At 60.9% G+C, this 26,653-nt stretch carries 20 protein-coding genes and 4 pseudogenes; 12 read left to right on the top strand and 12 right to left on the bottom strand.

The features are described from left to right. Positions 1-18: 18 nt before the first annotated feature. Entirely contained in the window at positions 19-891 is an 873-nt protein-coding gene (locus tag HYG81_RS42340) for an NAD(P)-dependent oxidoreductase (RefSeq protein ID WP_226778168.1), read from the bottom strand. A gap of 170 nt (positions 892-1,061) precedes the next feature. Between HYG81_RS42340 and HYG81_RS42335 the strand changes: the two genes are divergently transcribed. Then, positions 1,062-1,940 (top strand): NAD(P)-dependent oxidoreductase, encoded by an 879-nt coding sequence (locus tag HYG81_RS42335; protein WP_226778167.1) that lies wholly within the window; start codon positions 1,062-1,064, stop codon positions 1,938-1,940. Between the two features lie 57 nt (positions 1,941-1,997). Then, the gene (locus tag HYG81_RS42330) at positions 1,998-2,645 is read left to right on the top strand and encodes a cyclase family protein (protein ID WP_226778166.1); all 648 of its coding nucleotides are present in this window, start codon (positions 1,998-2,000) and stop codon (positions 2,643-2,645) included. A gap of 30 nt (positions 2,646-2,675) precedes the next feature. Here the strand turns inward: HYG81_RS42330 and HYG81_RS42325 are convergent, their stop codons facing one another. The 3 genes and pseudogenes from HYG81_RS42325 to HYG81_RS42315 all read right to left on the bottom strand — a co-directional run bounded on the left by HYG81_RS42325 (position 2,676) and on the right by HYG81_RS42315 (position 6,743). Further along, positions 2,676-3,818, bottom strand: a complete 1,143-nt coding sequence (locus HYG81_RS42325) for a carbon-nitrogen hydrolase family protein (RefSeq protein ID WP_226778165.1) — start codon at positions 3,816-3,818, stop codon at positions 2,676-2,678. A 125-nt stretch (positions 3,819-3,943) separates the two neighbouring features. Beyond that, on the bottom strand, positions 3,944-5,296 hold the full coding sequence (locus tag HYG81_RS42320) for an MmgE/PrpD family protein (RefSeq protein ID WP_226778164.1): 1,353 nt from the start codon (positions 5,294-5,296) through the stop codon (positions 3,944-3,946). Positions 5,297-5,379: 83 nt separating this feature from the next. Continuing rightward, a pseudogene (locus HYG81_RS42315) lies at positions 5,380-6,743 on the bottom strand (class II fumarate hydratase). 172 nt (positions 6,744-6,915) lie between these two features. Here HYG81_RS42315 and HYG81_RS42310 point away from each other — a divergent pair. The 5 genes and pseudogenes from HYG81_RS42310 (at position 6,916) to HYG81_RS42285 (ending at position 11,693) form a co-directional block, all read left to right on the top strand. Beyond that, positions 6,916-8,268, top strand: a complete 1,353-nt coding sequence (locus HYG81_RS42310; protein ID WP_226778163.1) for a CapA family protein — start codon at positions 6,916-6,918, stop codon at positions 8,266-8,268. Positions 8,269-8,344: 76 nt separating this feature from the next. Then, positions 8,345-8,920 (top strand): peroxiredoxin, encoded by a 576-nt coding sequence (locus HYG81_RS42305; RefSeq protein WP_226778162.1) that lies wholly within the window; start codon positions 8,345-8,347, stop codon positions 8,918-8,920. 166 nt (positions 8,921-9,086) lie between these two features. After that, positions 9,087-9,689 (top strand): annotated as a pseudogene (locus HYG81_RS42300) (IS6 family transposase). Positions 9,690-10,022: 333 nt separating this feature from the next. Beyond that, positions 10,023-10,289 (top strand): annotated as a pseudogene (locus tag HYG81_RS42290) (DDE-type integrase/transposase/recombinase); the annotation flags it as partial. A gap of 1,140 nt (positions 10,290-11,429) precedes the next feature. Then, positions 11,430-11,693, top strand: coding sequence for a hypothetical protein (locus HYG81_RS42285; protein ID WP_226778161.1), 264 nt, complete (start codon positions 11,430-11,432; stop codon positions 11,691-11,693). Positions 11,694-12,112: 419 nt separating this feature from the next. On the opposite strand, the gene HYG81_RS42280 is transcribed toward HYG81_RS42285, so the two are convergent. Continuing rightward, positions 12,113-13,615: a glycosyl hydrolase family 28-related protein gene (locus tag HYG81_RS42280; RefSeq protein WP_226778160.1), complete on the bottom strand. Its 1,503-nt coding sequence runs from the start codon at positions 13,613-13,615 to the stop codon at positions 12,113-12,115. A 2-nt stretch (positions 13,616-13,617) separates the two neighbouring features. Further along, positions 13,618-13,764 (bottom strand): hypothetical protein, encoded by a 147-nt coding sequence (locus HYG81_RS42275; RefSeq protein ID WP_226778159.1) that lies wholly within the window; start codon positions 13,762-13,764, stop codon positions 13,618-13,620. Positions 13,765-14,263: 499 nt separating this feature from the next. Here HYG81_RS42275 and HYG81_RS42270 point away from each other — a divergent pair, with 499 nt between their 5' ends. Then, on the top strand, positions 14,264-14,839 hold the full coding sequence (locus HYG81_RS42270) for a phosphatase PAP2 family protein (RefSeq protein WP_226778158.1): 576 nt from the start codon (positions 14,264-14,266) through the stop codon (positions 14,837-14,839). 677 nt (positions 14,840-15,516) lie between these two features. Here HYG81_RS42270 and HYG81_RS42260 read toward each other — a convergent pair. Beyond that, positions 15,517-15,738, bottom strand: a pseudogene (locus tag HYG81_RS42260) (methylmalonyl-CoA mutase); the annotation flags it as partial. Between the two features lie 281 nt (positions 15,739-16,019). Continuing rightward, the gene (locus HYG81_RS42255) at positions 16,020-17,717 is read right to left on the bottom strand and encodes an acyl-CoA mutase large subunit family protein (RefSeq protein WP_226778157.1); all 1,698 of its coding nucleotides are present in this window, start codon (positions 17,715-17,717) and stop codon (positions 16,020-16,022) included. Between the two features lie 342 nt (positions 17,718-18,059). Here HYG81_RS42255 and HYG81_RS42250 point away from each other — a divergent pair, with 342 nt between their 5' ends. Continuing rightward, positions 18,060-19,697, top strand: coding sequence for an acetate--CoA ligase (locus tag HYG81_RS42250; RefSeq protein ID WP_226778156.1), 1,638 nt, complete (start codon positions 18,060-18,062; stop codon positions 19,695-19,697). A gap of 103 nt (positions 19,698-19,800) precedes the next feature. Here HYG81_RS42250 and HYG81_RS42245 read toward each other — a convergent pair whose 3' ends face one another. From HYG81_RS42245 to HYG81_RS42235, 3 genes are read right to left on the bottom strand one after another with little or no spacing between them, the layout of a single operon-like run. Beyond that, entirely contained in the window at positions 19,801-20,223 is a 423-nt protein-coding gene (locus HYG81_RS42245) for an acyl-CoA thioesterase (RefSeq protein ID WP_226778155.1), read from the bottom strand. A 10-nt stretch (positions 20,224-20,233) separates the two neighbouring features. Next, complete coding sequence (locus HYG81_RS42240; RefSeq protein ID WP_226778154.1) at positions 20,234-20,620, bottom strand: Zn-ribbon domain-containing OB-fold protein; 387 nt, start codon at positions 20,618-20,620, stop codon at positions 20,234-20,236. Then, positions 20,620-21,789, bottom strand: a complete 1,170-nt coding sequence (locus tag HYG81_RS42235; RefSeq protein WP_226778153.1) for a thiolase C-terminal domain-containing protein — start codon at positions 21,787-21,789, stop codon at positions 20,620-20,622. Before HYG81_RS42235 ends, HYG81_RS42240 begins: the two co-directional genes overlap by 1 nt. 131 nt (positions 21,790-21,920) lie before the next feature. Here HYG81_RS42235 and HYG81_RS42230 point away from each other — a divergent pair, with 131 nt between their 5' ends. Then, positions 21,921-22,784: a 3-hydroxyacyl-CoA dehydrogenase family protein gene (locus HYG81_RS42230; RefSeq protein ID WP_226778152.1), complete on the top strand. Its 864-nt coding sequence runs from the start codon at positions 21,921-21,923 to the stop codon at positions 22,782-22,784. Between the two features lies 1 nt (position 22,785). On the opposite strand, the gene HYG81_RS42225 is transcribed toward HYG81_RS42230, so the two are convergent. After that, positions 22,786-23,910: an acyl-CoA dehydrogenase family protein gene (locus HYG81_RS42225; protein ID WP_226778151.1), complete on the bottom strand. Its 1,125-nt coding sequence runs from the start codon at positions 23,908-23,910 to the stop codon at positions 22,786-22,788. A gap of 228 nt (positions 23,911-24,138) precedes the next feature. Between HYG81_RS42225 and HYG81_RS42220 the strand changes: the two genes are divergently transcribed. Both HYG81_RS42220 and HYG81_RS42215 read left to right on the top strand, forming a co-directional pair. Continuing rightward, positions 24,139-25,695: an acyl CoA:acetate/3-ketoacid CoA transferase gene (locus tag HYG81_RS42220; protein WP_226778150.1), complete on the top strand. Its 1,557-nt coding sequence runs from the start codon at positions 24,139-24,141 to the stop codon at positions 25,693-25,695. Between the two features lie 88 nt (positions 25,696-25,783). Then, positions 25,784-26,572, top strand: a complete 789-nt coding sequence (locus tag HYG81_RS42215; RefSeq protein ID WP_226778149.1) for an enoyl-CoA hydratase/isomerase family protein — start codon at positions 25,784-25,786, stop codon at positions 26,570-26,572. The last annotated feature ends 81 nt before the right edge of the window (positions 26,573-26,653 follow it).

Here is a 26,653-nt window from a genome sequence, read left to right as displayed (position 1 = left end):
TTCAGTGGTCGTGGACAGTCAGTCGCGCACCAGTTGGTCGTCGATGAACTCGTATACGCGGGTCATGTCCGCTTCGCCACCCTGCTGAGAGCGGGCGTACCCGACGAGGTTGCGGATCACGCTTCCCAGCAGGACCGGCGCGTCGTGGGCGTCGGCGAACTCCTGAAACAGGCGGACGTCCTTCTCCATCAACTCGAGCGAGAATCCCATGTCGTACGATTCGGAGAGGACGTACTCCGGGAACTTGTCTGCCGTCGCGCTGTTCCGGCCGCTGCTCGCGTTGACGGCCTCGAGGAGCGACTCGGCGTCGAGGCCGGCAACGCGACCGAGCGCCACCGCCTCGGACGCCGCCAGAAACCCGGTAAAGGAGAGGTAGTTGTTGAGCAACTTCACGGCGTGACCGTGACCCGGCTCCTCGCCGACGTGGAGTACGTCGGCCGCGAACGCGTCGAACAGCGGCCGGCACGCCTCGTAGACGGACCCGTCGCCGCCGACCATCACCGAGAGCGTGCCCGCCTTCGCCCCGGAGGGACCGCCGCTGACCGGTGCGCCGAGGACGTCGACGTCGCGATCGGCCACTCTCGCCGCGACGCGCTCGGTCGTCGACGGCGTCGACGTCGAGAGGTCGACGAGGATCGCTCCCGGTCGAAACGAGTCGGCCGTCTCGTCGACCACCTGCTCGACGGTTCCTGGCGTCGGAAGCGAGAGGAAAACGACGTCCGCTCCGTCGACGGCCGCCGCCGCGGACGACGCGGGCATGGCCCCCGCGTCCTCGAGTCGGTCGACGGCAGTCGGGTCGATGTCGAACGCCCGGACGTCGTTCCCGTCAGTAAGGTGTTCGGCCATCGGTGTGCCCATCTCGCCGAGTCCGATGAATCCAACGTCTGCCATATGTCAACAGATCCCGGTCTACCCTCTTAAGTTCCCGTACTTCGGTCCCCACAACGGCAAGATTAATATCCGAAAGGGGACCATCGATTGGCACGGGAAGTTATGACAGCACAATACAGCACACCGATCGGTGTATCGACGGCTACCGGACCCGATCGAGTGACCGATCGATGACCGGCTCAGTTGGGGTCATCGGCCTGGGAAACATCGGCGGCCACGTGGCGACGGTCCTGCTCGAGGCGTACGATGTCGTCGTCTTCGACATCGATCCGGTCCCGATGGAGGCACTCGAAGGAAAGGGAGCGACAGTAACCGGCTCCGCAAAGGAAGTGGCTGAACAGACGGACGTCGTCCTCCTCTCGCTCCCCAGCAACGGTGCACTCGAGGCCGCGGCGCTCGGGGACGACGGTGCGATTGAGGGACTGTCGTCCGGCGATATCCTGATCGATACGAGCACCGTCTCGCCGGCGGTTTCCACCCAGGTCGCCGACGCCTGCGAGGAAGTCGGGGCCGGATACCTCGACGCGCCGGTCAGCGGCGGCGCTCGAAACGCCGAGAAGGGGACACTGACGATTCTCGTCGGCGGCCTCGAGGAGACGTTGGAGCGCGTGCGCCCCGTTCTGGAGACGATCAGCGAGACGATCCACCACGTCGGGCCGACGGGAACGGGCGTGACCCTCAAGGTGATCAACAACTACATGCTCGGTATGAATCAGTTGGTTCTCTCCGAGGCGTTGACGATGGCGCGGTCGGCCGGAATTCCGGACGAAACATTCGCCGAGACGGTTTCCGACTCCTCCGGGGCGTCCTACGCGCTCGATCGGAACATGGAGCGGTTCATTATCCCCGACGAGTACGACTCCGAGTTCACGCTGTCGCTGATGCGAAAGGACGTCGCGCTCGCCGAGGGATTCGCCACGGAGAACGACGTCCCCCGCCTGCTGACCGGTGCGAGCGGCCTGTACCGGATTGCGGAGGCGATGGGGTACGGCGACCTCGATGCCGCTGCGGTCGTCAAACTGTACGAGACGCTCCAGAACGACAACTGACGGCACCCTCGATAGGGGACCGTCGACTTTAACCCGTCGTGGCACGCGAGGCTTCGTATGTGGATCGACCTCTCACAGCCGTTCTCCAGTGATATGCCGCACCCGCCGACGGTGCCGGCGCCCGAGTTCGAGACGGTGAAACGCGTGACAGACGACGACATCAACGTCCAACGCTACAGCGTCCCGACCCACGTCGGGACGCACGTCGATGCGCCGCGACACTTCGTCGAGAACGGCGCGGCGATCGACGAACTCCCGCTCGACCGGTTCGCCGGCGACGCGATCATCCTCGATGTCTCAAGGGATGAACCGGCAGCAATCACCGTCGAAGACGTGACTGGTGCCGAGGGTACGGTACGGGAGGACGACATCGTACTGCTGTACACCGGGTGGCAAGCGAAGTACGGGACGGACGCGTACGCATCCCACCCCTGGCTCTCGATCGAACTAGCGGAGTGGCTCGTCGAGCGAAACGTAAAGATGGTCGGTATGGACGTCCTCACACCGGATATCCCGTCATCCCGGCGAACCGACGGGTGGACCGAATTTCCCGTTCACCGGACCCTGCTTGGCGCGGGCGTACTGGTCGCGGAGAACCTGACGAACCTCGCTGAACGAACCGGTGAGCGTCTGGACGTACAGGCGTTCCCGGTGAAAATCGAGGGCGGCGACGGCGCGCCGGTTCGCTTCGTTGCCCGGGAATGAGCGGGCACTGACGCGTCCCTGTTCTCGCCGTTACGTCTCCTCGTCGAGTTCCGCCTCGAGCTCGGCGACTCGGTCGGCCAGCGCCGGATCGGGACGACGATCGGCCACGTTTCGCAACGTCTCGAGGGCCGTCGCAATCTCGTCGGCCCGTTGCCCGTCGACATCGGAGACGTCCGCCCCCAGTGCGCCGAGCTGGTCGGCTGCGGATTCGGTGGGCTCGCCGCCCGTCACCACGATGGGGTCGTGTGGCCGCTCGTTGACCGATAACCGAAAGATATCGAACCGATTGTAGTGACCGAGCACGTCGTGGTACGCTTTTCCCTCGACGCGGTCGGCCATGTCGATTTCGGCGGAGACGATGCCTTCCCCCTCCCACTTCGGGCCGGCGAGGAACTCGCCGTCCGAAGCGATGACGGTTGACGTCCCCGAGTCGGCGTACGTCTCGGGGACGCCACCGATGGCATCGGCCAGTTCGTCGGTCACGACGCCCGTGGCGGACGCGACCGGTACCTTGCCGGCGAAGGCGTGGTATCGCGTCCGGGCGTAGATGTGGCGCTCGCGAAACTCGGGACCGCGATCCGGCTGGGGCATCGCGGGCCAAGACGCGGCGTGCAGTTCTTCGCCGCGTGCAAGCGTGGCGTAGACGGCCAGTGGATTGGTGTGCTCGCCGCAGATGAGACCGCCGAGCGTCCCGATCGACGAGTCGAATCCCGCGATGTCCGCACCGGTACCCCCCGTGTGAAAGAGACGCTCCTCGCGAGTGGGGACGAGTTTGCGACGGACGCCGAGCAGCGACCCGTCGGCGTCGATGAATACCTGTGAGTTGTACATCGTCCCCGCAGTGCCGGGCTTCTTCTCGTTGACGCCGACGACGACAGCGACGCCAGCGTCGGTGGCGGCCGCACTGAGTTCGTTCGTCCCTGGCCCGGGTACTTCCACCGCGTTGTCGAACATCGCGCGGTAGTACTCTTGATAGCCGTCGAAGTCGTCGTCGTACTGGAACCAGTAGGGGGACGCAGCGACGTGGAACTCGGGGAACACGAGGAGGTCGATGTCCGACTCGCCCGCCTCGCGGATGTACCGACAGTCCTTCTCGATCGTGGCTTCTCGGTCGAGGTACACCTCGGCGACCTGCGCCGCACCGATCCGAACGGTCCTGTGAGTGTCTGTCATAGACACCGGTTACTCGTCGGTTGGTCGAGAAAACACTTCGGTTAGTCGAGAACCCCTCTTATCCAGAAACGTCCGTGCGAAGGTGGACGTGACTATTACTACGCTCTTCTCCATCCACACGGCGGTTATTCGGTCGTCGCTTCGGTGAACCGCTCGAGCGCGCCTGGCTCTTCGAGGGACCCGATGGCGGCCGCCGCCTCATCGACGGCCGATTCGTCTAATACCGTCGACGCACACTCTCGGAACTTCGCCTCGAGACGCTCGCGGGACAGCGGGTTGTTCGGACTCCCCGGGGCGTACTTTTCGCTCGCAGTCAGTTCCCGCCCATCATTCGTCAGGACGGTCACGCGCGCCCCGTAGTTGGCGAAGTCCGCCTCGAAGAGGTTCGGTTCGAAGTCGCGTTCGACGACCGCCATCGCGCGCCGTGTCGCCGGGTCGGCGACGTATTCGTCGGTGAACTCGTGGATACCCACGTCGCGTTCCCTGAGGACGGCCGCGAGACAGAACTCGATCGAGAACTTCGCTTGCAGCTCGTTCTCGGGATTCGTGTGGTGGAGCATCTCCGACGCGGCATCGTCCAACGTCGCGACGACGGTATCGACCTCGTCCGGGGTCAGGCCGTGGTCTTCGACGAGCTCGCGCATCGCATCCATGGCGGCGTGCGTGATAACGCCCGAAGGGTACGGTTTGTAGCCGATGTCCATGACGCCCCACCGGTCGTCGATACCGGAGCGAAGAATTTCCGAGTCGTAGGTGCCGTCGGGCGTCATGACCGAGCCGTACCCGAGATCGCCCTCGAAGATGTCCGGATCCGCGGTGAATCCCTTCGCTGCGAGGAGGGCGGCACGAACGCCAGACTGTGCCGCGTGGCCCGCGTGGAGCGGCTTCGTCATCGATCCGAAGTTCTTTTTCAGCGACGATGAACTCGATGCGGCGATCCCCAAGGCGTGTCTGACTTCCGTTGCAGTGAGGTCGAGCACCGACGCCGCAGCGGCCGCCGAGCCGAACGTTCCGACGGTCCCGGTGATGTGCCAGCCGTGGTCGTAGTGGGCGGGATACACGCCGTGTCCGATTCTGTACGCCGTTTCGATCCCCACCGCGTAGGCGGCGAGCAGGTCTTGCCCCGTTACCTCGGTTCGCGCACTCGCCGCGTACGCGGCAGCGAACGTCGGCGACGTCGGGTGTAAGACGATCGATTCGAACGTGTCGTCGTAATCGATCGCGTGGCCGTACGCACCGTTCGCCAGCGCCGCTGCCGGCGTCCCGGTCCTGTCGCGACCTAACAGCGGCGTGTCGCCCTCGCCGACACACTCGTCGACGTACTCCGTGACGATCTCGCCCACTTCGTGGCCCGATCCGTACAGGGCGACGCCGGCATAGTCGAGGATCGCCTCCTTGGACTTCCGGACCGCCCCGTCGGGGAGATCGTCGTACGACGTGCTCGCGATCAGCTCTACAAGCGCCTCTGTCTCGCTCATACGCTTCGTTACATACCGGTTAGCAAAGATGTTTCCATGCCGTACACGAGGGCTGTGCATCTCCGCCGCTCTATCGGCGGCGATCAGTAGACACTGGGTTCCGTCATCTTCCGCAAGTCGAGTATCGCATCGAGTTCCTCGTCTCGAAGGTCCGTCCGCTCAGCGGCGACCGCTTGTATCGTCCGATTCTCGTCGACGGCCTGCTTTGCGATTGCGGAGGCCTCGTCGTAGCCGACGTGAGGCGCGAGCGCCGTCGCGACCGCAGGCGTCTTCTCGGCGTACTCGCCGCAGACATCGGCGTTCGCCTCGATATCGGCGAGACACCGCTCCACCAGGGTCTCGGAGACGTTCGCGAGCAGGTCGATCGACTGCCAAACGTTGTCGGCCATCATCGGCTGCATGACGTTGAGGTCGAGGTTGCCAGCTTGGCCGCCCACCGTTACGGCGACGTCGTTTCCGATGACCTGCCCAGCGACCTGGCACGCGGACTCGGGGATCACGGGGTTGATCTTCCCCGGCATGAACGACGATCCCGGCTGAACGGCGGGAAGCGTGATCTCCCGTAACCCAGTTCGAGGGCCACTGGAGAGCCACCGCAGGTCGTTAGCGATCTTCATCATCGACGCGGCGACCGTCTTCAGCGCCCCGCTGGTCCAGACGAGTGCGTCGCGGTTTGCGATCGCTTCGAACCGATCGTCCGGGAGACGGAACTTCCGCCCGGTCTCCCGAGCCAGCAGGTCGATGACGGACTTCGGGAACTCGGTGTGAACGTTCATCCCCGTTCCGACGGCCGTCCCGCCAAGCGGGAGTTCCAGCAGATCGTCGCGCGTGGCCGCGACGCGCTCGAGGCCGTGATCGATCTGACTGGCGTATCCCGAGAACTCCTGGCCGAGGCGCATTGGAACGGCATCCTGAAGGTGGGTGCGGCCGGTCTTCACTACGTCGTCGAACTCGTTGGCGTTCGAAGCGAGGGCATCCCGGAGGTCGCGTAACGCTGGCAGGAGGTCGTCATCGATCGCCGCCACCGTCGCGAGGTGGATCGCCGTCGGGATCACGTCGTTCGACCCTTGACAGATATTGACGTCGTCGTTGGGTGGATCTCCTTGGATCCCTTCTTGCCGCCCATGAGCTCTATCGCTCGGTTTGCGATCACCTCGTTTGCGTTCATATGGGTGCTCGTCCCCGATCCCGTCTGAAAGATGTCGACGGGAAACTGGTCGTCGTGACGTCCCTCCGCCACTTCTTCGCTCGCGGCGGCGATGGCCTCGCCTTTCTCCTCGTCGAGCAATCCCAGATCGACGTTGACCTCTGCACTGAACCGTTTTACCTGGCCGATAGCTCCGATGAATCGCCGACCGAACCGGCGGTCCGAGATCGGAAAGTTGTCGATCGCTCGCTGGGTCTGTGCGCCGTACAGCGCGTTCGCGGGAACGCGAACTTCTCCCATCGAGTCCGACTCCGTGCGGTAGTCACTCTCAGTAGACACGTGTTACCGTTCTCCATCCCCGCGGAAGTAGATTCCTCTCTTCCCGTCGGGGAGACGCAGATCACAGGAGGACGGAGACGACACTGCGGTCGTCCTGGACGTGATTTATATGGTTTCACTACCCACTGATACCATGGCCGTTCACCAGGCAGAGACGTTTACGTTCGCCGCGACGGGCGATTCGATGATCACGAGAGAGATTCTGCCGTACGAGGGCAACGCGGACGCGTTCGACGATCTCCTGGCGCTGTTGCGCGGGACAGATGCGACGATGACCAACCTCGAGGTGTTGCTTCACGACTACGAGGGGTACCCGTCGGCGGCCAGCGGCGGAACGTACATGCGGTCGCCGCCGAACGTCGCGGACGAGCTGATCGGGATGGGCTGCAACCTGTTTTCCGCTGCGACGAATCACACGATCGATTACTCGCACGGCAGTATCGAGCGAACGATAGCGGCGCTTCGTGAACGGAACGCAGCATTCGCTGGGCTCGGTGAGAACCTGTACGAGGCCCGGAAGCCGGCGTCCCTAGAGACGCCTGCCGGACGGGTAGCAATGGTGAGTGCCTGTTCGACGATCACTCCCGGGAGCGAGGCGGGAGAGCAGTCGCCCGCACTTCGGGGTCGGCCGGGACTCAATCCGCTCCACATCGAACAGGTGTACACCCTCCCGGAGTCACGGCTGGACGAACTCCGGAAACTCAGCCACGAACTCGATATTGAGGACGTCAAAGATGCCTGGCGTGATCGGGGGATGCACGTTGGCCACGATTGGGACGATGAGGAGTACTTCCACTTCTGGGACATGAAATTCGAGGCCGGCGACGAGGGGGGAATCGAGTACGCCGTCGACGGGGACGACCGCGAGGCGATCGTAGAGTCGATCGAAGAAGCACGGCGCAACGCCGACTGGGTAGTCGCTACCCTCCACGCTCACCACGGACCCGGTGGGCACGCTCGGACGAGAGAGACGCCGGATTTCGTCCGCGAATTCGGTCGGACGTGTGTCGACGCCGGTGCGGACGCGTTCGTCGTGACCGGCCCGCACGTCTTTCGCGGCATCGAAATGTACGATGGCAGCCCGCTGTTTTACTCGCTCGGCCATCTGATCGTCCAGAACGAAACGGTCGAACGACTCCCGCCGGAGAGTTTCCAACGGTATGGGTACGACAACTACACGAGGGCCTCACAGGTGTTCGACTCGCGCCTGTACAATGACGACGGTGAACCGAAAGGAGACCTTGCGAACGCCGCGTTCTGGCAGTCAGTCGTCCCCGTCTGTGAGTTCTCTGTTGAATCAGGGCTCGAGCGGATCGAGTTCCACCCGATAACACTTCAGCAGAAGCAGCCGCGACCACAACGCGGAATACCCGTCTTGGCCGAAGGCGAGGAAGCGGCGACGATACTCGACCAACTCGTCGAGCTGTCGGCGGCGTTCGATACGTCCATTGACGTCGACGAGGGGGTCGGCGTCATCTCGCTGTAGGTTGTGTTCCCCTTCAGTCGGAACTATCCAGTTTCTCACGAAGCCTTTTAGCAACTCCGCCCGATGGAGCGAACGTATGGGTGATGAGAACGAGTTTTCGCTTCCGGACGACCTTCCGGAACCGAGAGATGATGGCGGCGCGGATCACCTCCCGAACGCACCGGTTCCAGCGCTGTCGCTACCGGCTACTGACGGGACGAACGTCGACCTTTCAACGTTCGCTGAGCCGGTTGTCGTGTATTGCTATCCGAGAACGGGCCGTCCCGACCGAGACGTGTCGCCCGACTACTGGGAAGAGATACCGGGTGCACGAGGCTGTACGCCGGAGTCGTGTGGATTCCGGGATCACCACAAAGAGCTCTTAGAGCTGGGCTTCAGCGACGTATTCGGTATTTCGGTCCAGGCGACGGAGTATCAGCGCGAGGCGCGGGATCGGCTCGACCTCTCGTTCGAACTACTAAGCGACTCCTCGTTGGAGTTCGCCGATAGCCTCGAATTACCGAGATTCGAAGTCGAAGGCGTAACGCTACTGAAGCGATTGACTCTCGTCATTTCGGATGGTCGTATCAGACACGTCTTCTATCCGATCTTCCCCCCTGACGAACACGCTTCGGAGGTCGTCGAATGGGCAGAGACACGTCTCTCGGACTGATTCTATTCGAATCTCCTCAACGGATGGCAGCGCTCAGCGAGATCGATTCGAGCAGTGAATCGGCCGTAGCGCCCGTTCGGTTTCGTGTTCGCAGTCCGCTCAGCGAGTTCACCGGCGCTGTTTCGTTACGCGTGAAGAGTGAGGCAGTGCGATTTTGTGGTGCTCTATGCCAAAAATCGACCGGCTCAGTAGGTGTAGCGACTGGATCGATTTGAGTTTTGTGGAGCGAGAGTGGACACCACGTCAGCTGATGGAGCTCGGTATTCGCCTCCATCTTGCTGATCTATCGCTTTCAAATACTGTTCGAGAATTAGAGAAGTCTGGTGTCGAACGCAGTCGCACGGCAGTCCATGATTGGGTTCACAAGTGTGATCTACAGCCAGCAGATGATAAGAAGCCGAATCACGTTGCACTCGACAAAACAGTAATTTAACTTGACGGATATCGCTATTGGCTGTACACTGCTGTCAATCCAGAAACAAACAATACCCTCCATATACGGCTGTATTTGACGACTACGACTGCGTTGACAGAACGGTTCCTAGAAGGACTCACTGAGAAACATAACCTCGACGATGTTGTGTTTCTCGTCGATGGAACAAAGCACCTTCAGACTGCACTCCGTCGATCTGGGCTCCAATTTCGAGACGAAAAACATGGAAATCGGAACGCCGCTGAATGTATCTTCCATGAGATAAAACGACGTATCTCCTCGTTCTCAAACCATTTCAGTCATGCAAAACCGTCAACAGCAGAATCATGGCTCTAAGCCTTCGCCGTCTGGCACAATGCTACAAACTAAACACGACCAGTTCACCACGGCAGAACTTGATGACACTCGAGAGCGTGAGCTGACGGCGATTCGCCTTCATCAGATCGAATATTCGCTTCGATAGACAACAACGGTTCTTGCTGAATTAGCCGTTGAAGGCTCTTACGACGTGGTCTGGAACTGGGTACATCGGCTGTCTAACATCGAACACGACCTGCCGATGTTCACGAGATCAGAGCTCTCGTGCAGCCTCTTGGAGAGCAAAGCTCGCCAATGGTCGGCGAATCGTTGATTCGCCTCGACCTCAGAAACCGTTGGTTTCTGAGGACGGCTTCGCCGTCGCGAGTCGCTATCGACGAAACCGCTATCAAGGTCAACGGCAAGTAGTCTTGGTTGTATGCTGCAATAGACATAGAATCAAAGTTGATCCTTAATGTCGCGTTATTTGATCGGTACGGCACCGATCCAGCGGCTGCGTTTCTGGATAGACTCTGAGAGAAACACAATCTCTCGGATGCTATGATTCTCGTTGATCAATTCGGCTATCGAACTGAACTCACTCGATTGGGGTCGAACGGTCGGGTAGACTATACTGACGAACCGACGAGACAATCGGCGGCGAACTGCCACGCTTGTTTCGAGCGTCGAAATTTGTGTCCTCGCAGTGGACGGAAAACTCAGTTAGTGCGACGGCGACCAGAAGGGCTGCCTACTTATCGGTGAGTGACATCGTCAGCGTTGGCCGCGGCTTCGTATATAATTCACGTCTCACAGAAATGCTGGCCTTTGGCCGGCGGTAGAGCCCCATCCTTTGTGATGTGCCACAGTGGTGGTCCGAGATTGGCGTGCTCGACAATTTGGCTCTTGACGTGATGTCGGAACGATCGCTGAAAGCGAGGTTTGGAATATCTTGGAGTGGTTGGTTGTGGGTAACAACCGAGTTCGCTCCCCTCGCCATCTACCCCTTGCGACTATCGTGGTGTCAACTTATCAGCCCGTTGTCACTGAGCGAAACGGTTAATGGTGATTACCGCAAACAATAAGCTGCCTCAGATCTGCCATTCCGCCACCCTCTCCCCCACCCCCTTTCCCACTCTCACCTTCACTACCATATCGGAAGGATCAGAACCGTCCTGGTCAGGGTTAAGGAAGACTGTGATTGTTCGCTGGGCATGCACACCCACGTGTAGAACAGCGGGTCCTTCGATACGAGTGGAGCCGAGGACTCCTAGAGCTCCGCAGCGGCGACGTCAAGGAGATAGTGCGGGCACTCGTCAGAAAGGATCGCTTCAACTAGTCAGCTATTGCCATCCGCGGTCACGGCCACGAGGTGCCAAGCTTCTTCGAGCGGACCGACGGGTACGAGGATATTCTCAGCGTATACGGGGTTTTGTGACGGCGAGTTACCGTATCAAGAGCGCCTCTGGCGGGGTGACGAGGATCGACTCGAGGAGTAGTCGGAGGCCGCTCACTCGCTTCGCTCGTTCGCGGGTGCTGTGCTTGTGTTCCAACCAGAGATGCTTTCGAGGCACACGTTGTTGTGCCTCACTAGTCAGGCGCGAAAAATCGACTTTCAGGCGGTATTTGTAGAGGAAAGATGTTCCTAATGGAATTCTTAGTTCCTATTTACTCGAAGTATAATCCGTGCCCGTTTGCTATCTCACGGAGGCAGTTTTGCACCCCACAAGGGGTATTATTAAGAAAATGGATATCGTAGATTGTACTACTGAAGCCGAGATGAACGATCTCTCCGATCCACGGCCGCCGCTTCCGGAGTGGGTTTTGAACGCCTACGATGTCGTTTGTGCTCACAGTCACAATTCGAACAGTCAGGAAGACGTGCAGTCGATCCCTCGGAAGCAAGCACTCGAGGTTCTCCACAGTGCCGATGAGCTGGCTCTCGAATCCGAGGACGCGAACCATGCACTTACTCGGTTGCTCGAGCGAGGGTACTTCTACGAGGTTGACGGCGAACTTCGTGTAACGATGCCGGAAGACTGATTCGTGGGTACGGTTCGAGACGCAACTGCTCACGACAGCTGCAGACGTCCCTTTTTGCTGCGGATTCTCGCTTCCTTCGGTCGCAGGTGATCGAGGTGAGATGGAGTGACCGTCTACCGTGATCCAATCGGTCGGCTTCGAAACGCCGGTCGAGAGTGGAAGAGGTCACTCGCCGACGCGTGTGGCTTCGAGCACTATAACCGGAGGAACTCTCGTATGGCGACAGTAACGACTTGAACTGGTGGTGTGTATTCTGGTCGGCCGTCGACGCCATGAGTCGAGGGCAATCGCGACCGGACAGCGCTCGCTCGAGTATTCACGGAGAGATTGGGTATGTCGTTCTATTTCACTGCCAGTAGTGAGGCTTTGTGCTCGACCGCAATTTTGGCCAGGTTCCATTCACATCAAGTGGAAACCACCTACGAGGACGCGTTCCACTCCCGCAACTCGCCATCGACGACGACCTCGCGACCGACGTCCTCGAACGTGACGCCACCGTAGGCGACACTGCTACCGGACCCTGCGTAGATGCCCGCGTCGCCACAGTCCGCCGCTCGAGCGGTCGTCAGCGTCGCATCGACGTTGTCCCGGAAGCGGAACGCCTGACTCGACGCTCCCCTGGCCGTCACGGTACTCAGTTTCAGGTCGTCCATATCGTCGAAGAGAACCGAGTTCGTGAACTCTCCGTCGACGATAGTATTCGATATGTCGGCACCGTCGAACCCGGCCGCGTAGATTCCCGATCCGGCGGCCAGTCCCCGGTTGTCAGTTCTGATCGTGACGGTGGTGATCGTCAGCTCCCGTCGACCGCTCTTAAGCTGTCCAAGCGAGATCCCCCTCGCGTTCTCGATACACGAGACGCAATCGATCGTCAGATCCGTGATCTCGTCCCCGGTGTCACCTCTGATCGCCGCAGACAGACAGCCGGTGATATACCCGTCTCTGATCGTGATCGACTCGTTACCGTTCCGGTGCATATGGACGCCGTAGTCCGGGCCGTTCTCCGGATCGATTTCGAAGTTCTCGAGAGTGCAGTTCCGCGTCGGCGTCCCATCGCTCCCGGCCAGCGACTCGCCGGTGCCGGTCCAGACGCTGTTCGACGCGATTTCCGATGTTTGGTTGTCGAACTGGATCGGTGCGTTCGATCCAGCATCGCCACCTCGAGTCGCCCAGTAGCCGTCGATATCGACGTTCTTGGACGACACAACATCGATATGATGGTAGTAGATGCGGTCGCCGTAGATGTTTTCTAGCCGGACGTTTTCCGCGTGTGCGGGCATGATGCCGTTCGTTTCCGGCGAATCGATTCGGATGTTACAGATCCCCCAGTTCGACGCGCCACTGTACTCAACCCCGTCGTAGCCCCTGTTGGAGAGGAGGGCCCGTCCCTCCTCGCCATTGGGGCGCGATCCCTCGAAGACCGTCGCGCGACCCGCACCCAGCAGGATCGTATCGTCGCCGATCAACGGCGTCCGCTCGAAGACGTACCGACCGGGTGGGAAGTAGACGATTCCGCCGCCAGCAGACTCGACTTCCGCCAGGAGGTCGTGGACGTCCCGACCGACCTCGGTCTCGCTGTCGCCCTCGATTCCGTGGGCTTCGACGTTCCAGACGGGTGTTTCCGCGGTGCGAGCGTCGACGAACTCCGCCGCCTCGAAGTGGCTCGTTCCCGGCACCGGCTGCTCAGAACACCCCTGTCCGCTGAAGTACACCCAGTCCTCGCTCGAGGCGTCCCAGCGCCACGTGATCCGCTGATCGGTCGCGTGGTAGAGTTCGTCGTCGTACTCGCCCTCGGCGGGGCGGTCGGCGATTGGTCCCCGAACGATCGCATGTTCGTCGACAGCCTCGACCGTGTCGGTGTGGTCCCACTCCTCGCCTTCCTCAAACGTCCCCAGGTCGAGTCGTGGTGTTCGCTCACCCATAGTTACTCGTTCCCGGATCCGTATTCGCGTCCGTATGCGGTCCCGTAGTCGGTGACCGACGAGTCACTTTCCGTACAGCCTGCCAGCAGGAGGGAGGTTCCCGAGACCGCGACGAGAACGTCCCGTCGGCGAGGTTCTGAATTGGTCATAGAGACAGACGGTCCTCCCATAGTATAAGTATATTGTCTCGAGAGCGGATGGAGACTGTTCAGAACTCGAAATATAGTTTCCGCAAGAAACCTCAGAACGTTCAGAGAACCGAAGGAAACAGCTACCGCCGGACGAGGCTGAGACAATGCCAGTCTCTAATCAGCGCCTGTAACCGTATTTCTTTACCAATGGTAACACCACCCCTACATATAATAAATTCAGGATGAAATATGATCATGTGGGACACTATCTATTAGCAATGTCGACAACACTAATTCGCGACATATGCCCACTGTTCCGACAATGCGGGAGCAATTCATGTGGGATACACTACTTTTTCATAACCAATAGGTATTTAGAGAACAATTTTCAATACCCGGATTGATGCGTCCTCCACTTGACCTTCGCGATGCCTGTTACATTGCGGTGGTACTCGTCGTTTCGGGTATCGCCGGCATGGCATCCAGATAGTCACCGTATCCGCTCCGCACAGACCTCATGTACGCTTTTGAGGGAAACGCCGTCGCAGTACTCCAGCCCGACCCAAACCTTATCCTAACCACGCTGTTTGTCATCGTCTACCTTCTTGTGTACCCCGCGCTGCTCCTCGCTACGTACATTAGTTTGAAGTATCGCCACGGCCGCACTCAAGCACTTGATTACGTCGCCACGTACACGACTCTCCTCCTTGTGTCCATGCCATTCTTCTATTTCGTGCCCGCCGGCGTCACCGGATACTACCTGCAAGGCGTCGAGCCGGTACTCTATGAATCCACCGGCCCGGTTCAGACATTCATGAAGAATGTCGATACCCTTCAGAAGGCATTTCCGAGCCTACACGCTGGCCTCGCCGCGACTGCGTCCCTCCACGCACCCAGTGGATACAAACGGCGCAGTTGGGCGGTCACCGGGACCATCCTCGCCTCCACGCTATATCTCGGCATCCACTGGCTCACGGACCTTGCCGTCGGTCTCGCCTTAGCGTATGGCTGCTACCTCGCCACGCCGACAATCCGTGCCCACCTCAAGCACGTTGGGTCGCAGCCGGAACCGGTTACCGTTACCGACGACTGACCACTTTGAGTGCTGCTTCCAGAAGGAAACATGCGCGTCGTATAGTCCGGCGATCACGACGATAAAATGGCAGTGTCTAGTGAGGCCAGTTTGAGAAGTGAGCAGGTGGCAGAGTCTAGTTGAGCACCTCCAATAGTATCTGTCCAGTGAGTGATTGGTACGGCCGTTGTGCGTTATAGTAGTGTACAAATTGCTCAAGTCAGTTCCTGACGCACACCCGACTTCCCCACCCACGAGTTATGAAAGCAGTCAACGCGTATCTTGAAGGTGTGAAACTACTTTTCGATTAGGTTTTGATCGACGTAGTCGAACTGACCGCTCAGTCCTAATCGAGAGAGGGAATTAGATATCCATAGCCATCGACGAGCAATTTGACTTCGAAGAGATCGTATTTCTCGGCTAGTTCATGCACAAACGCAGCAGTTAGATTGGTACCACGCCGTCCAAAGACTGTGACAGTAGGAATTGCTTCGAGTCTATATTAATTGTACCAGATTCCCAAGACCAGTTTCCGGTGATCGTGACAGTAATATTATTAGTATCGCCCTGCGGCGGCTCCGCCCGTGTGGGGAAATAGCTCTAAGATGAACTCCCCGGTAGCCCAGCGAGCGGTTCTTGCTAGTCGAAACGACTCGAGCCGGCGCGATGTTCGCCTGTGAGCAGAGCCTCGTCGGTACTCATCGCTCGGCTGTGTTCTCGCGAACGAACTCGATCGTTTCGTCGACCGATGTCCCAGGGCCGAAGATTGCCGAAATGCCCGCTGCCTCGAGTTCGGCGCGATCCTCTTCGGGGATCACGCCGCCGACGAGAACGAGCGTGTCCTCCAGTGCCCCGTACTCCTCGAGGCCGTCCATGATCTTTGGAACGAGCGTGTCGTGAGCGCCCGAGAGAATATCAAGCTATCGGAATGCCGGATGAAACGCAGTAGATTTTCGAAAGTGAAAGAGGAGTTGTATCGTCTCGACGGTACCGGCTTCAGAGCTGGTGAAGATGGTTACTTCCGCTACTCTCAGTGGTAGTACATGACAGTCCGCGAAGCGGCCGTCGACAATATCGATGCGATTCAAAACGTAGCACAGGAGTCAGCGATTACCGATCGGTGGAGGCTCCTATCAGAAGTGTCCCGTCTCGAACGGGAGCGTACACGGAAGGGATCGACGAATTAGCGTCGTTGCCTCACTCAGACGGGTGAGAGTTCCTCCTGATACGCGCCGTGGTGGTCCTCGAAGACCTGCATGATTTCGCCCATCGAGACGTACGCTTTCACGGCGTCGACGATGTACGGCATGACGTTTTCCTCGTTCTCGATGGCGTCCGACAGCGCAGACAGTGTCGCGTCGACTTCCTCGTCGTTGCGTTCGTCTTTGACACGCTCGAGTCGGGCGAGTTGACGCTCACGGGTCGTCTCGTCGATCTGGAGGGTGTCCGGCGAGGTATCCTCCTCGATGGTGAACTTGTTGACGCCGACGACGACCTCCTCACCGTGTTCGACGCGCTGTTGGTACTCGTAGCTCGCCTCACCGATCTCGCGCTGGAAGTACCCCTGGTCGATGCCGTCGAGGACTCCGTCACGGATCGAGCCGTTACCGATCTCCTCGATCTCCTCAATGTACGACAGGATTTCGGCTTCCATCTCGTTCGTGAGTTTCTCGATCGCGAAACTGCCACCCATCGGATCGACGATGTCGGCTGCACCGGATTCGTCGGCGATGATCTGCTGCGTGCGCAGGGCGACGCGGACCGCCTTCTCGCTTGGAAGCGCCAGGGCCTCATCGAAGCTGTTGGTGTGCAGTGACTGGGTCCCGCCGAGGACGCCGGCCAGCGCCTGAATGGTAACGCGGACGATATTGTTCAGGGGCTGCTGGGCAGTCAGCGACTGGCCTGCCGTCTGTGTGTGGAATTTCAGCCGCTTCGATTCGGGTCGTTCTGCGTCGTACCGTTCGTCCATCATGCGGGCATAGATGCGACGTGAGGCCCGGAATTTTGCGATTTCTTCGAAGATAGAATTGTGGGAGTTGAAGAAAAACGAGAGTAGCGGCGCGAACTCGTCGACCTCGAGTCCACGCTCGAGGCAGTCCTCCACGTATGCGAACCCGTCTGCGAGCGTGAACGCGGCCTCCTGAGCGGCGGTCGATCCGGCTTCGCGGATGTGATAGCCGGAGATGGAAACCGGGTGAAAGTTCGGCGTCTCGTCGACGGCGAACTCGATCGTGTCCGTGACGATTTTGAGGGAGGGATCGGGGGGGATCACCCACTCCTTTTGGGCAATGAACTCCTTGAGCATGTCGTTCTGAAGGGTCCCCTTGACTTCGTCACGGGGGATACCCTGCTGGTCGGCCAGTGCAATATACATCGCATAGATGACAGCCGCCGAAGGGTTGATCGTGAACGAGGTCGACACGTCGCTAATGTCAATCTCGTCGAAGAGGATTTCCATGTCACGAAGGGTATCGACGGCGACGCCTTCCTTGCCGACCTCGCCCTCGCTCATCGGATGGTCCGAGTCGAGACCCATGAGCGACGGCATGTCGAAGGCAGTCGAGAGCCCCGTTTGCCCTTCGTCGATGAGGTAGTGAAACCGCTCGTTGGTCTCCTCGGCGGTCCCGAAACCCGCGAACTGTCGCATCGTCCACGTGCGTCCGCGATACATCGTCGGATACGGCCCCCGAGTGTACGGCGGCTCGCCGGGGAAGCCGAGGTCCTCGTCAAAATCGAGGTCGGCGATGTCGTTCGCCGTGTAGAGACGATCGACTTCGTGGTTCGAAACCGTCGCGAACCGCTCTTTCCGCTCGCCACGCTCCAGAAACGGCTCGAGCGTGTCTTCCTCCCACGACTCCCGTTGCTGGGAAATATCCGCCAGTTCTTGCTCGTCGAACATTGTCTACTGTATACAGACAACTATTCTAAAGTCTTGCCCTAGTCCAGTATCTGGCCGGTCACAACCGGGTCCACCGGACTTCGCTGTGGCCGGTCACAACCAGGTCCACCGGATCGCTGCTGGACCTGACGATGCGTCTTCAGAGATGCCCGTGAGCGATTGCCTGTCCCAGACGGCCTGCTAAGGACGGCCGGGGAACATCGTCGCATTTCGCCTCAGTCCGACTGTCGGTCTGGGGGACGCTCTCAGCACGGGATAGTTCCAGGGACAGTTCCATGTCCCATGATATGTAATGACACGAATAACAAAAGATTCAAGCCGGCGAGCTATGATTAGCGGAGTATGGGTATAAACTATGATGCAGAAGTGGAGAGCTTCGAGTGGGCCATCCCGGATTCGTACACGATCACGTCGGTCGTCGCCAACCACGCCGAGGACTTCGGTGATCGAGTCGCCGTTCGGTTTCTGAGCGACGACGCCGATCGCGAGGAACGGACGTACGCTGACATCCAGGACGACACGAATCGGTTCGCGAACGGGCTCGAGGCGAGCGGCGTCGGCAAAGGCGACCGAATCATGCACCTCTTTCCTCGCCATCCCGACGCCTTTGCCGTTCAGCTCGGTGCGCTGGCGACCGGTTCGCTGTTAGTCCCCTGCTCGTCGATGCTTCGCTCGAAAGATATCGAATTCCGGGCAAACGACTGCAACGCAACGAGCATCGTCGTCCACGAGTCACTGACAGACATGGTCGAGCCGGTCCTCGACGAGACGCCCCTCGAGCGCGTAATCGTTCTCGATGGTACCGAGGCGGATCTACACGGCGAGAACTGGATGACAGCCACGGACGTTATGGCTGACGAATCGACCGACTACGACGGCCCGGAGCTGACGGCTGACGATCCGATGACGATCAACTATACCAGCGGGACGACCGGGCAACCGAAGCCGGTCTTGCACAAACACCGCTGGCAGTACTGCTTCAATCGCATCAACGCGCCGTACTGGTGGGGTATCGACGAGGAGACCGACCTCGAGGACGAACTGCTGTGGGCGACGACCGGGACCGGCTGGGCGAAGTGGTTCTGGAGCCCGGTCGGTGTGGGTCTGACGACCGGTGCGACCCAGCTCATCTACGACGGAGAGTTCGAGCCCGAAACGTTCCTCGAAATCCTCGAGGAAGAGGGCATTACCAAGCTTTGTTCCGTCCCGACCCAGTACCGGATGTTCGCGAACGCCGACCTCGAGGCGTACGACGTCCAGCTAACCGACACGCTCTCGGCGGGTGAACCGCTCAACCGCGAGCCGATCGAACGTATCCGGGACGCGTGGGGCGTCACTCCGCGCGACGGCTACGGCCAGACCGAAACCGTCGCGCTCGTGACGAACTACCCTGGTATCGAGATCAAGTCCGGAAGTATGGGCAAGCCAACCCCCGGCGTCGGCGCGACGATCATCGACGTCGACGACGAGGAAGAGGTCGAAATCGGCGAGATCGGTGAGATCGCCGTTCCGGTCGACTCGCCGGCGATCTTCGACGGCTACTACGAGAAGCCGGAACTCGACGAGCAGAAGCTCTCGGGCGAGTACTACCGGACCGGTGACCTCGCCTCCCGGGACGAGGACGGCTACTTCTTCTTCGAGGGACGGGCCGACGATATCATCATCTCCTCTGGCTACCGGATCGGTCCGTTCGAGGTCGAGGACGCGCTCGTTAGCCACGATGCCGTCGCCGAAGCCGCCGTGGTCGACAGCCCACACGAAGAACGCGGCAACGTCGTCAAGGCCTACGTGATCCTCGCCGAGGACTACGAGAGCAGCGACGAACTGAAAGACGAGATCCAGGCGTTCATGAAAGAAGAAACGGCTCCCTACAAGTATCCCCGTCGGATCGAGTTCACGGACGAACTCCCGAAAACCTCGAGCGGGAAGATCCGCCGCGTCGAACTCCGGGAGAAAGAACAGGCAAAACACGACCTGTAGTCGGATCGCGAGGACTCACTCGAGTGAGTCACTATTCTCTGTCGCAGTATTTGACGCCCGTTCCGTGGATAGCTAGTGTTTCGTCACTTTTCGAGGCCAGCTCTCACTCGTTCGCGTCGCCGCGTTTGCGGACGCAGTCGTAGAACGACTCGGGCAACGACGCCGGCTCGAAATCGGAATCGACGAAAACGAACGACACCTCGCCGTCGGCGGCCGCTTCGCCACTCGACCGGTGCGTGACCGAAAACGCCACCGTAAGCGAGGTGTCGCCGATTCGGACGACGGTCGTCTCGATGGTCGCGTCGTCGCCGGCTCGAAGCGGCGAGTGAAACGATGCCGACGCCTCGACTGCGGGGAGGAGATACCCGTCCGATCGGTAGGCCTCCATCGGATGGCCGCCGTCGACGGCCGGAGTGAAGTAGTCGTTCAGCCCGACGACCACGAAGTGGAAGAATCGCGGGTAGTAGATGAGCCCGCCGGCGTCGGTATCTCCCCAATCGACGGTGATGTCGGTAGTGTGGGCCATTCGATTCGTGTTACTGCGCTGGACGGAACGTGATCGTCCGATCGCCCGTCGTCTCGCTCGGTTCGACAGTCGCAGTGACGCGCTGTTCGATCGCGACGTCGTCACGGTCGACCCTTCGGACGATCCCCGTGAGCCGTACCTGTCCGAATTCGACGATAGCAGTGACGTAGGGTGCATCGTCGTCGAACTGCGGCGTCGGAACGGAGACCGTCGTGTGGGTAACGATCGTTCCCGTCCGTGGCAGTTCCCGGCGTGCTAACTCACGGTCGCCGCAGTGCGGACAGGCCTGCCGCGGCGGAAGCAGGCCGTGCCCGTTCGAGCAGGCGTAGAAGTATCCGTCTCCATCCGCGAGCGCGTCGAGGAACTCGTCGTACCCACCGTCGGTGGCAGCAGTCATTATTCCATCACCTCCAGGACGTGAACGGTCGCACTGGCGACCGTGCCGCCGGCGTTCTGGGCGACGCCGATCGTCGCGTCGTCGGCGACGGCCCCGGCGCGCGGATGGCTTCCGTCGAGCAGCGTGGCCACGGCCGCCACCTGTGCGGCCCCGGTCGCGCCAACGGGATGGCCCTTCGCTTTCAGTCCGCCGGAGAGATTGACCGGCAACTCCCCGTCACGGCGCGTCTCGCCGCGGCGAGCCGCCCCGATCGCCTTGCCGCCCCTATACATCCCGAGCGCCTCGAGGGCGAAGACCTCCGCGATCGTAAAGCAGTCGTGGACTTCGGCGATGGCGACGTCGTCCGGATCGATACTGGCGTCGTCGTAAGCCGCCTCGGCGGCCTCCCGAGTAGCGGGTGTCCGCGAGAGCGTCGGCCGATCGTGAAGCGCCATCGTATCTCCGCCGTGTCCAGCACCGGTGATCGCAACGCCGGCCTCGAGGTCGTGCTCCGCAGCGTACGCCGGGGACATCAACACGAGTGCGGCTGCACCGTCGCTGATCGGACAGGCATCGTACAGGCCGAACGGAGCCGCGATCTCGGGCGCTTCGAGCGCCTCCGCGACCGTGATCTCCTGTTGGAGGTGAGCGTGATCGTTGACGAGCGCGTTGTCGTGATTTTTGACCGCGATGTGGGCGAGGTCCTCGTGAGTGCCGCCGTACTCGTCGAAGTACGCTCGCGCCATCAGCGCGTACGCACCCGGGAAGGTGACGCCGGACCGGACCTCGTAGAGGTCGTCAGCCGCCCTGGCCAGCCCATCGGTGGCACCGGCGGTTCCCATGTTCGTCATCCGCTCCATTCCGCCGGCGACGACGACGTCGGCGTCGCCGCTCCCAATCGCACGAACGGCGTCGTGGACCGCGAGCCCACTCGAGGCACACGCGCTTTCGATCCGTCGTGACGGAACGGTCGTTCCGAGCGCCTCCGCCATGAGCGGGCCCTGGTGTCCCTGTCGTTCCGAGAGGGTGCCGACGAAGTTGCCGTAGAAGAGTTCGTCGACGTCCGCAGCCGGAACGCCGGCGTCTTCGAGGGCCTCGAGCCCGGCGCTCGCGAACATGTCCCTGCCCGTCCGACCGGGATGCGATCCAAACGAAGTCATGCCTGTTCCTGCGAGGTGTACCTGCGACATTAGCTACCACACGTCCGTACTGACTCGTCCGGTATAGCTGTGTCGAACGGTGACCAGCAACAGGCGACCGGCGTCGCCGACACCGACGTGAGTCGGGACATTTACTACGACCGTCCGACCACCAACGAGTGATGGATTTGCACGGAGAGACGATCAACCGTGTCGGCGTCGTCGGCGCGGGCACGATGGGCAGTGGCATCGCACAGGTCGCCGCAACTGCGGACTACGATGTCGTGATGCGCGACATCGAATCGGAGTACGTCGAAAGCGGCTTCGAGACGATCGACGACAGTCTCGGTCGGCTCGTCTCTAGAGACCACTTGACCGAGGATGAGGCCGACGACACCCGTGACCGAATCACCGGCACGACCGACCTCGAGGACCTCGCGGACTGTGATATCGTCATCGAGGCGGCCCTCGAGGAGCTAGACGTCAAGCGGGAGATTTTCGCCGACCTCGAGCGGGTCTGTGACGAGGACGTCCTGCTGGCGACGAACACGAGTACGATCTCGATCACCTCGATCGCGGCCGACCTCGAACACCCCGAGCGCGTGGTCGGGTTGCATTTCATGAACCCGGTTCCGATCATGGAGGGCGTCGAGATCGTCGTCGGCGAGAAGACGGCCGATGACGTCACCGAACTGGCCCGTGCCTTCGCCGAAGACCTCGAGAAGACAACGTGGGAATCCGACGACAAGCCGGGGTTCGTCACGAATCGGATCCTGATGCCCTGGATCAACGAGGGGATCCGGGCCTACGACGAAGACGTCGCCACGAAGGAGGACATCGATACGGGGATGGAACTCGGGACGAACGTCCCGATGGGGCCGCTGACGCTGGCCGACCACATCGGGCTGGACATCTGCCTGCACGCCTCCGAAACGCTCCACGAGGAGTTGGGCGATCGGTACAAACCCGCCTACCTCCTCAAGCGAAAGGTCGAGGCTGGTGACCTCGGGAAGAAGACGGGCAGCGGGTTCTACGAGTACGAGTAAGTCACTCCGTCAGGTGCCGTGAGATAACCTCTTTCTGTATTTCCGAGGTGCCTTCGTAGATCGTGGTGATCTTGGCGTCTCGGTAGTAGCGTTCGACGTCGAAGTCCTTGGTGTACCCGTAGCCGCCGTGAACCTGGACCGCTTCGTTCGCGACGTCGACGGCCGTTTCGCTCGCGAAGTACTTCGCCATGCTCGCCGCTTGCGCGTCGAGACTGTCGTCGTTCTTTCGGGCGGCGTCGCGCGTCAGCAGGCGTGCGGCCTGGACGTCCGTCTGCATGTCCGCGAGCTTGTGTGCGATCGCCTGGTGGTTGATGATCGGCTCCCCGAACTGTTCGCGTTCGTTGGCGTAACTCACGGCAGCGTCGAGGGCTGCCTGAGCGACTCCGACAGCCTGGCTGGCGATTGCGATCCGACCGCCGGTTAGGATCGAGAACGCGGCTTTCAACCCTTCGCCAACCTCGGTCAGGCGGTTCTCCGCGGGAATTCGCGCGTCATCGAAGAGCAGCGTCGTCGTGTCACTCGCGCGCAGTCCGAGTTTGTCCTCTTTCTTGCCGACTTCCAGTCCCGGCGTGTCTTTGGGAACCAAGAACTGCGTCGCGCTGTCCGGGTCGTCGCGATCGGTTTTCGCGAACAGAACGACGACGCCCGCTCGCTTTCCGTTCGTGATCCACTGTTTCTTCCCGTTGATTACGTACTCACCGTCCTCGAGACGAGCCTCGGTGCTCATCTCCGCCGGATTCGACCCGGCGTCCGGCTCCGAGAGCGCGAACGCGCCGACCGGCCGGCCATCGACCATCTCCGGCAGCCACTGCTCTCTGTGTTCGTCGGAGCCGAACTGGCGGATACACGACGTCGCCAGACAGTGAACCGACAGCGCCGTTGCGACCGCCAGATGTCCGCGCGCTACTTCCTCGTTGACGATGCTGTAGGTCACTTCGTCGGCGTCGAACCCGCCGTACTCTTCCGGGACCGTCAGCCCGGTTAGATCGAGCGCTGCGAGCCCGTCCCAGACGTCTTCCGGAAACGTCTGCTCCTCGTCGTACTCGTCGACCGAATCGACGACTTCCTCCTCGACGAATTCTCGGACCGTCTCCCGTATCAGCTGCTGCTCGTTTGTCAGCTCCATACGCGGTGATTCGGGAGTGGGATAGTAAAGCGTACGATTCCATCGTTCGGTACAACAGGCAGTCCAAACTCAACCGCTCGGTCGAGCGAGTCCGTTCACCATTCCGTCCGCCAGCCAACACAGTGATCGGCGGCGAGAACCGTGGTATCTCTCGTACGGTTGGTCGACGCGGCGAACGGCCACTCGAGGATAGGTAACTAAAAATAGCGCGTCTCTCGAGGCATACGTATGACAATCCATTGGTCCAGAGAGGCTGCTATCGAGTGCATCGACGACGGTGATACGATCGGAGTCGGCGGCTTCGTCGCCGTCGGCATTCCCGAGTACGTCCTCGAGGCGCTCGGTGAGCGATACGCTGAAACCGGCACACCCCGCGATCTCACCCTCTATCATCCCGCTGCGGAGGGCGACCGGCAGGGTCGTGGACTATCGCACCTCGTTCAGGACGGCATGCTCGAGCGCACGATCGCGAGCCACTGGGGCTTTACGCCTGATCTGATGGAGAAGATCGTCGCAAACGAGATCGAGGCGTACAACCTGCCGTTCGGCGTGATGGATCACATGCTTCGCGATACCGCCGCGGGGAAGCCCGGTACGATCACCCACGTCGGCCTAGGGACGTTCGTGGATCCGCGTCAGGACGGCGCGAAGGCGAACGACGTCACCGAAGACGACCTCGTCGAACTCGTGACCTTCGACGGCGAGGAGTACCTCTACTATCGCTCGGTCCCGATCGACGTCGCTATTATCCGGGGGACGACGGCCGACGAAGACGGCAACATAACCACGGAGCGAGAAGCGCTCGATTCGAATATGTTGGCGATGGCCCAGGCCGCACACAACTCCGGCGGCACGGTGATCGCACAGGTCGAGCGTCTCACGGAGTCGGGGACGCTCACCGCTCGCGACGTCGCAGTCCCCGGCGTCCTGGTCGACGCCGTCGTTGAGGCACCGCCGAGCCACCACCAGCAGACGTACGCGGAGGACTATAACCCCGCCTACAGCGGTGAAATCAAACGGCCGACCGACGACGGGAGTGACGGTATTCCGCTCGACGCCCGGACGATTATCGCTCGTCGCGCTGCGATGGAACTCGAGCCGAATTCGGTCATCAATCTCGGCGTGGGTGTCCCGGAACTCGTGCCAGTCGTCGCGGCTGAAGGCGGAATCGACGACGAGATCACGCAAACCGTCGAGTCGGGGCCGGTCGGCGGCGCCGCCTCCGGTGGGATCAGTTTCGGGACCGCGAGCAACCATCACGCGCTCGTATCCTCGCCACAGCAGTTCGACTTCTACGACGGCGGCGGTCTCGACATGGGCTTTCTTGGAATGGCACAGGTGGACGCCGCGGGCAACATCAACGTCAGCCGGTTCGGGTCACAGCTCCCCGGGTGTGGCGGGTTCATCAACATCTCCCAGAATGCCGAGAAGGTCGTATTCTGTGGCACGCTGACGACCAATGGACTCGAGATCGAGACCGGAAGCGGAGCGCTCTCGATCGAACGCGAGGGAACGAGTCCGAAGTTCATCGACTCGGTCGAACAGATCACCTTCAGCGGCGAGTACGCCACCGACATCGAGCAGCCGATCGTCTACGTAACAGAGCGTGCCGTCTTCGAACTCACCGAGACCGGACTCGAACTTACGGAGGTCGCACCGGGTATCGACGTGGAAACCGACGTCATCGACGAGATGGGCTTCGAGCCGCTCGTGGCCGGCGACCTCGACGAGATGAACTCACGATTGTTCGTCGACGAACCGTTTGATCTGACCGACGTGGTCTAGTTGGGGACCGCGGCTGAACGGGGATTCGTCGGAGTCCGGAGCGACGAAGCACGAACCGTTAAGCGGGACCGCTGCAAACTCGTCTCCGATGGTTGCGTACGATAACCTCTCAGTTGACCACGAGGACGGCGTTGCAACGGTCACACTCGATAGCGCGGCCGGTCGAAACGCGCTCACTCTCGAGATGGCGAACGAACTGGTGTCGGTGGCGACGACCCTCGGCGAAAATCCGGATACTCGCTGTATCGTGCTCACGCACGCGGGCGATTTCTTCGGGTCCGGTGCCGATCTCAGTGCCCTGTCCGGTGACGGCTCCGACGCGGCCCACATCCGGGAGTTGGCCGGACGGGCCCACGAAGCGATCGTCCAGTTCCATCGGACGGAAACGCCGGTCGTCGGCGGCGTCAACGGTATCGCAGCCGGAATCGGATTCAGCCTCACGCTGTTTCCGGACCTGCTCGTCCTCGGCGAGGACGCGACGCTCAAATTTGCGTATCCGGGGATCGGGCTGACCGGTGACGGCGGTGCAACGTTCTTCCTGCCGCGACTGGTCGGCCTCCGGACCGCCAAGGAGATCGCCCTCCGGGACGAGCCGATCGGCCCCGACGAAGCCCGCGAGTTGGGACTGGCCAACGAGGTCGTCCCCACCGACGAATTCGACGACCGGCTGGCCACAGTCGCCGCCGAGCTGGCGGTCGGGCCGACTCGCGCGTTCGGGACGACGACCCGACTGCTGACCGACAGCTACGACCGCTCGCTCGAGCGACAGCTCGCGGCGGAGACGGACGGCATCGCAGCTGCAACGCGAACGGAAGACTACGAGCGCGGACTCGACGCGTTCTTCGGCGACGACGATCCCGACTTCGTCGGCCGGTAGCGTTACTCAGCTCCCGGTGAGCACCAATCAACGCCGCCGTCCGAATCGCGGCGGATGCGCCGCCCGTGGACGGTAACCACG

Source organism: Natrinema zhouii (assembly GCF_013456555.2).
Lineage (GTDB): Archaea > Halobacteriota > Halobacteria > Halobacteriales > Natrialbaceae > Natrinema > Natrinema zhouii.
Note: the sequence above shows the minus strand (reverse complement) of the source record. Positions and strands in the feature narration are given on the sequence as shown.

Excerpts from the sequence above, each read along its gene's own strand:
- HYG81_RS42340 (WP_226778168.1), bottom strand. The coding sequence starts at position 891 with ATGGCAGACGTTGGATTCATCGGACTCGGCGAGATGGGCACACCGATG.
- HYG81_RS42335 (WP_226778167.1), top strand. The coding sequence starts at position 1,062 with ATGACCGGCTCAGTTGGGGTCATCGGCCTGGGAAACATCGGCGGCCAC.
- HYG81_RS42330 (WP_226778166.1), top strand. The coding sequence starts at position 1,998 with ATGTGGATCGACCTCTCACAGCCGTTCTCCAGTGATATGCCGCACCCG.
- HYG81_RS42325 (WP_226778165.1), bottom strand. The coding sequence starts at position 3,818 with ATGACAGACACTCACAGGACCGTTCGGATCGGTGCGGCGCAGGTCGCC.
- HYG81_RS42320 (WP_226778164.1), bottom strand. The coding sequence starts at position 5,296 with ATGAGCGAGACAGAGGCGCTTGTAGAGCTGATCGCGAGCACGTCGTAC.
- HYG81_RS42310 (WP_226778163.1), top strand. The coding sequence starts at position 6,916 with ATGGCCGTTCACCAGGCAGAGACGTTTACGTTCGCCGCGACGGGCGAT.
- HYG81_RS42305 (WP_226778162.1), top strand. The coding sequence starts at position 8,345 with ATGGGTGATGAGAACGAGTTTTCGCTTCCGGACGACCTTCCGGAACCG.
- HYG81_RS42285 (WP_226778161.1), top strand. The coding sequence starts at position 11,430 with ATGAACGATCTCTCCGATCCACGGCCGCCGCTTCCGGAGTGGGTTTTG.
- HYG81_RS42280 (WP_226778160.1), bottom strand. The coding sequence starts at position 13,615 with ATGGGTGAGCGAACACCACGACTCGACCTGGGGACGTTTGAGGAAGGC.
- HYG81_RS42275 (WP_226778159.1), bottom strand. The coding sequence starts at position 13,764 with ATGACCAATTCAGAACCTCGCCGACGGGACGTTCTCGTCGCGGTCTCG.
- HYG81_RS42270 (WP_226778158.1), top strand. The coding sequence starts at position 14,264 with ATGTACGCTTTTGAGGGAAACGCCGTCGCAGTACTCCAGCCCGACCCA.
- HYG81_RS42255 (WP_226778157.1), bottom strand. The coding sequence starts at position 17,717 with ATGTTCGACGAGCAAGAACTGGCGGATATTTCCCAGCAACGGGAGTCG.
- HYG81_RS42250 (WP_226778156.1), top strand. The coding sequence starts at position 18,060 with ATGGGTATAAACTATGATGCAGAAGTGGAGAGCTTCGAGTGGGCCATC.
- HYG81_RS42245 (WP_226778155.1), bottom strand. The coding sequence starts at position 20,223 with ATGGCCCACACTACCGACATCACCGTCGATTGGGGAGATACCGACGCC.
- HYG81_RS42240 (WP_226778154.1), bottom strand. The coding sequence starts at position 20,620 with ATGACTGCTGCCACCGACGGTGGGTACGACGAGTTCCTCGACGCGCTC.
- HYG81_RS42235 (WP_226778153.1), bottom strand. The coding sequence starts at position 21,789 with ATGTCGCAGGTACACCTCGCAGGAACAGGCATGACTTCGTTTGGATCG.
- HYG81_RS42230 (WP_226778152.1), top strand. The coding sequence starts at position 21,921 with ATGGATTTGCACGGAGAGACGATCAACCGTGTCGGCGTCGTCGGCGCG.
- HYG81_RS42225 (WP_226778151.1), bottom strand. The coding sequence starts at position 23,910 with ATGGAGCTGACAAACGAGCAGCAGCTGATACGGGAGACGGTCCGAGAA.
- HYG81_RS42220 (WP_226778150.1), top strand. The coding sequence starts at position 24,139 with ATGACAATCCATTGGTCCAGAGAGGCTGCTATCGAGTGCATCGACGAC.
- HYG81_RS42215 (WP_226778149.1), top strand. The coding sequence starts at position 25,784 with ATGGTTGCGTACGATAACCTCTCAGTTGACCACGAGGACGGCGTTGCA.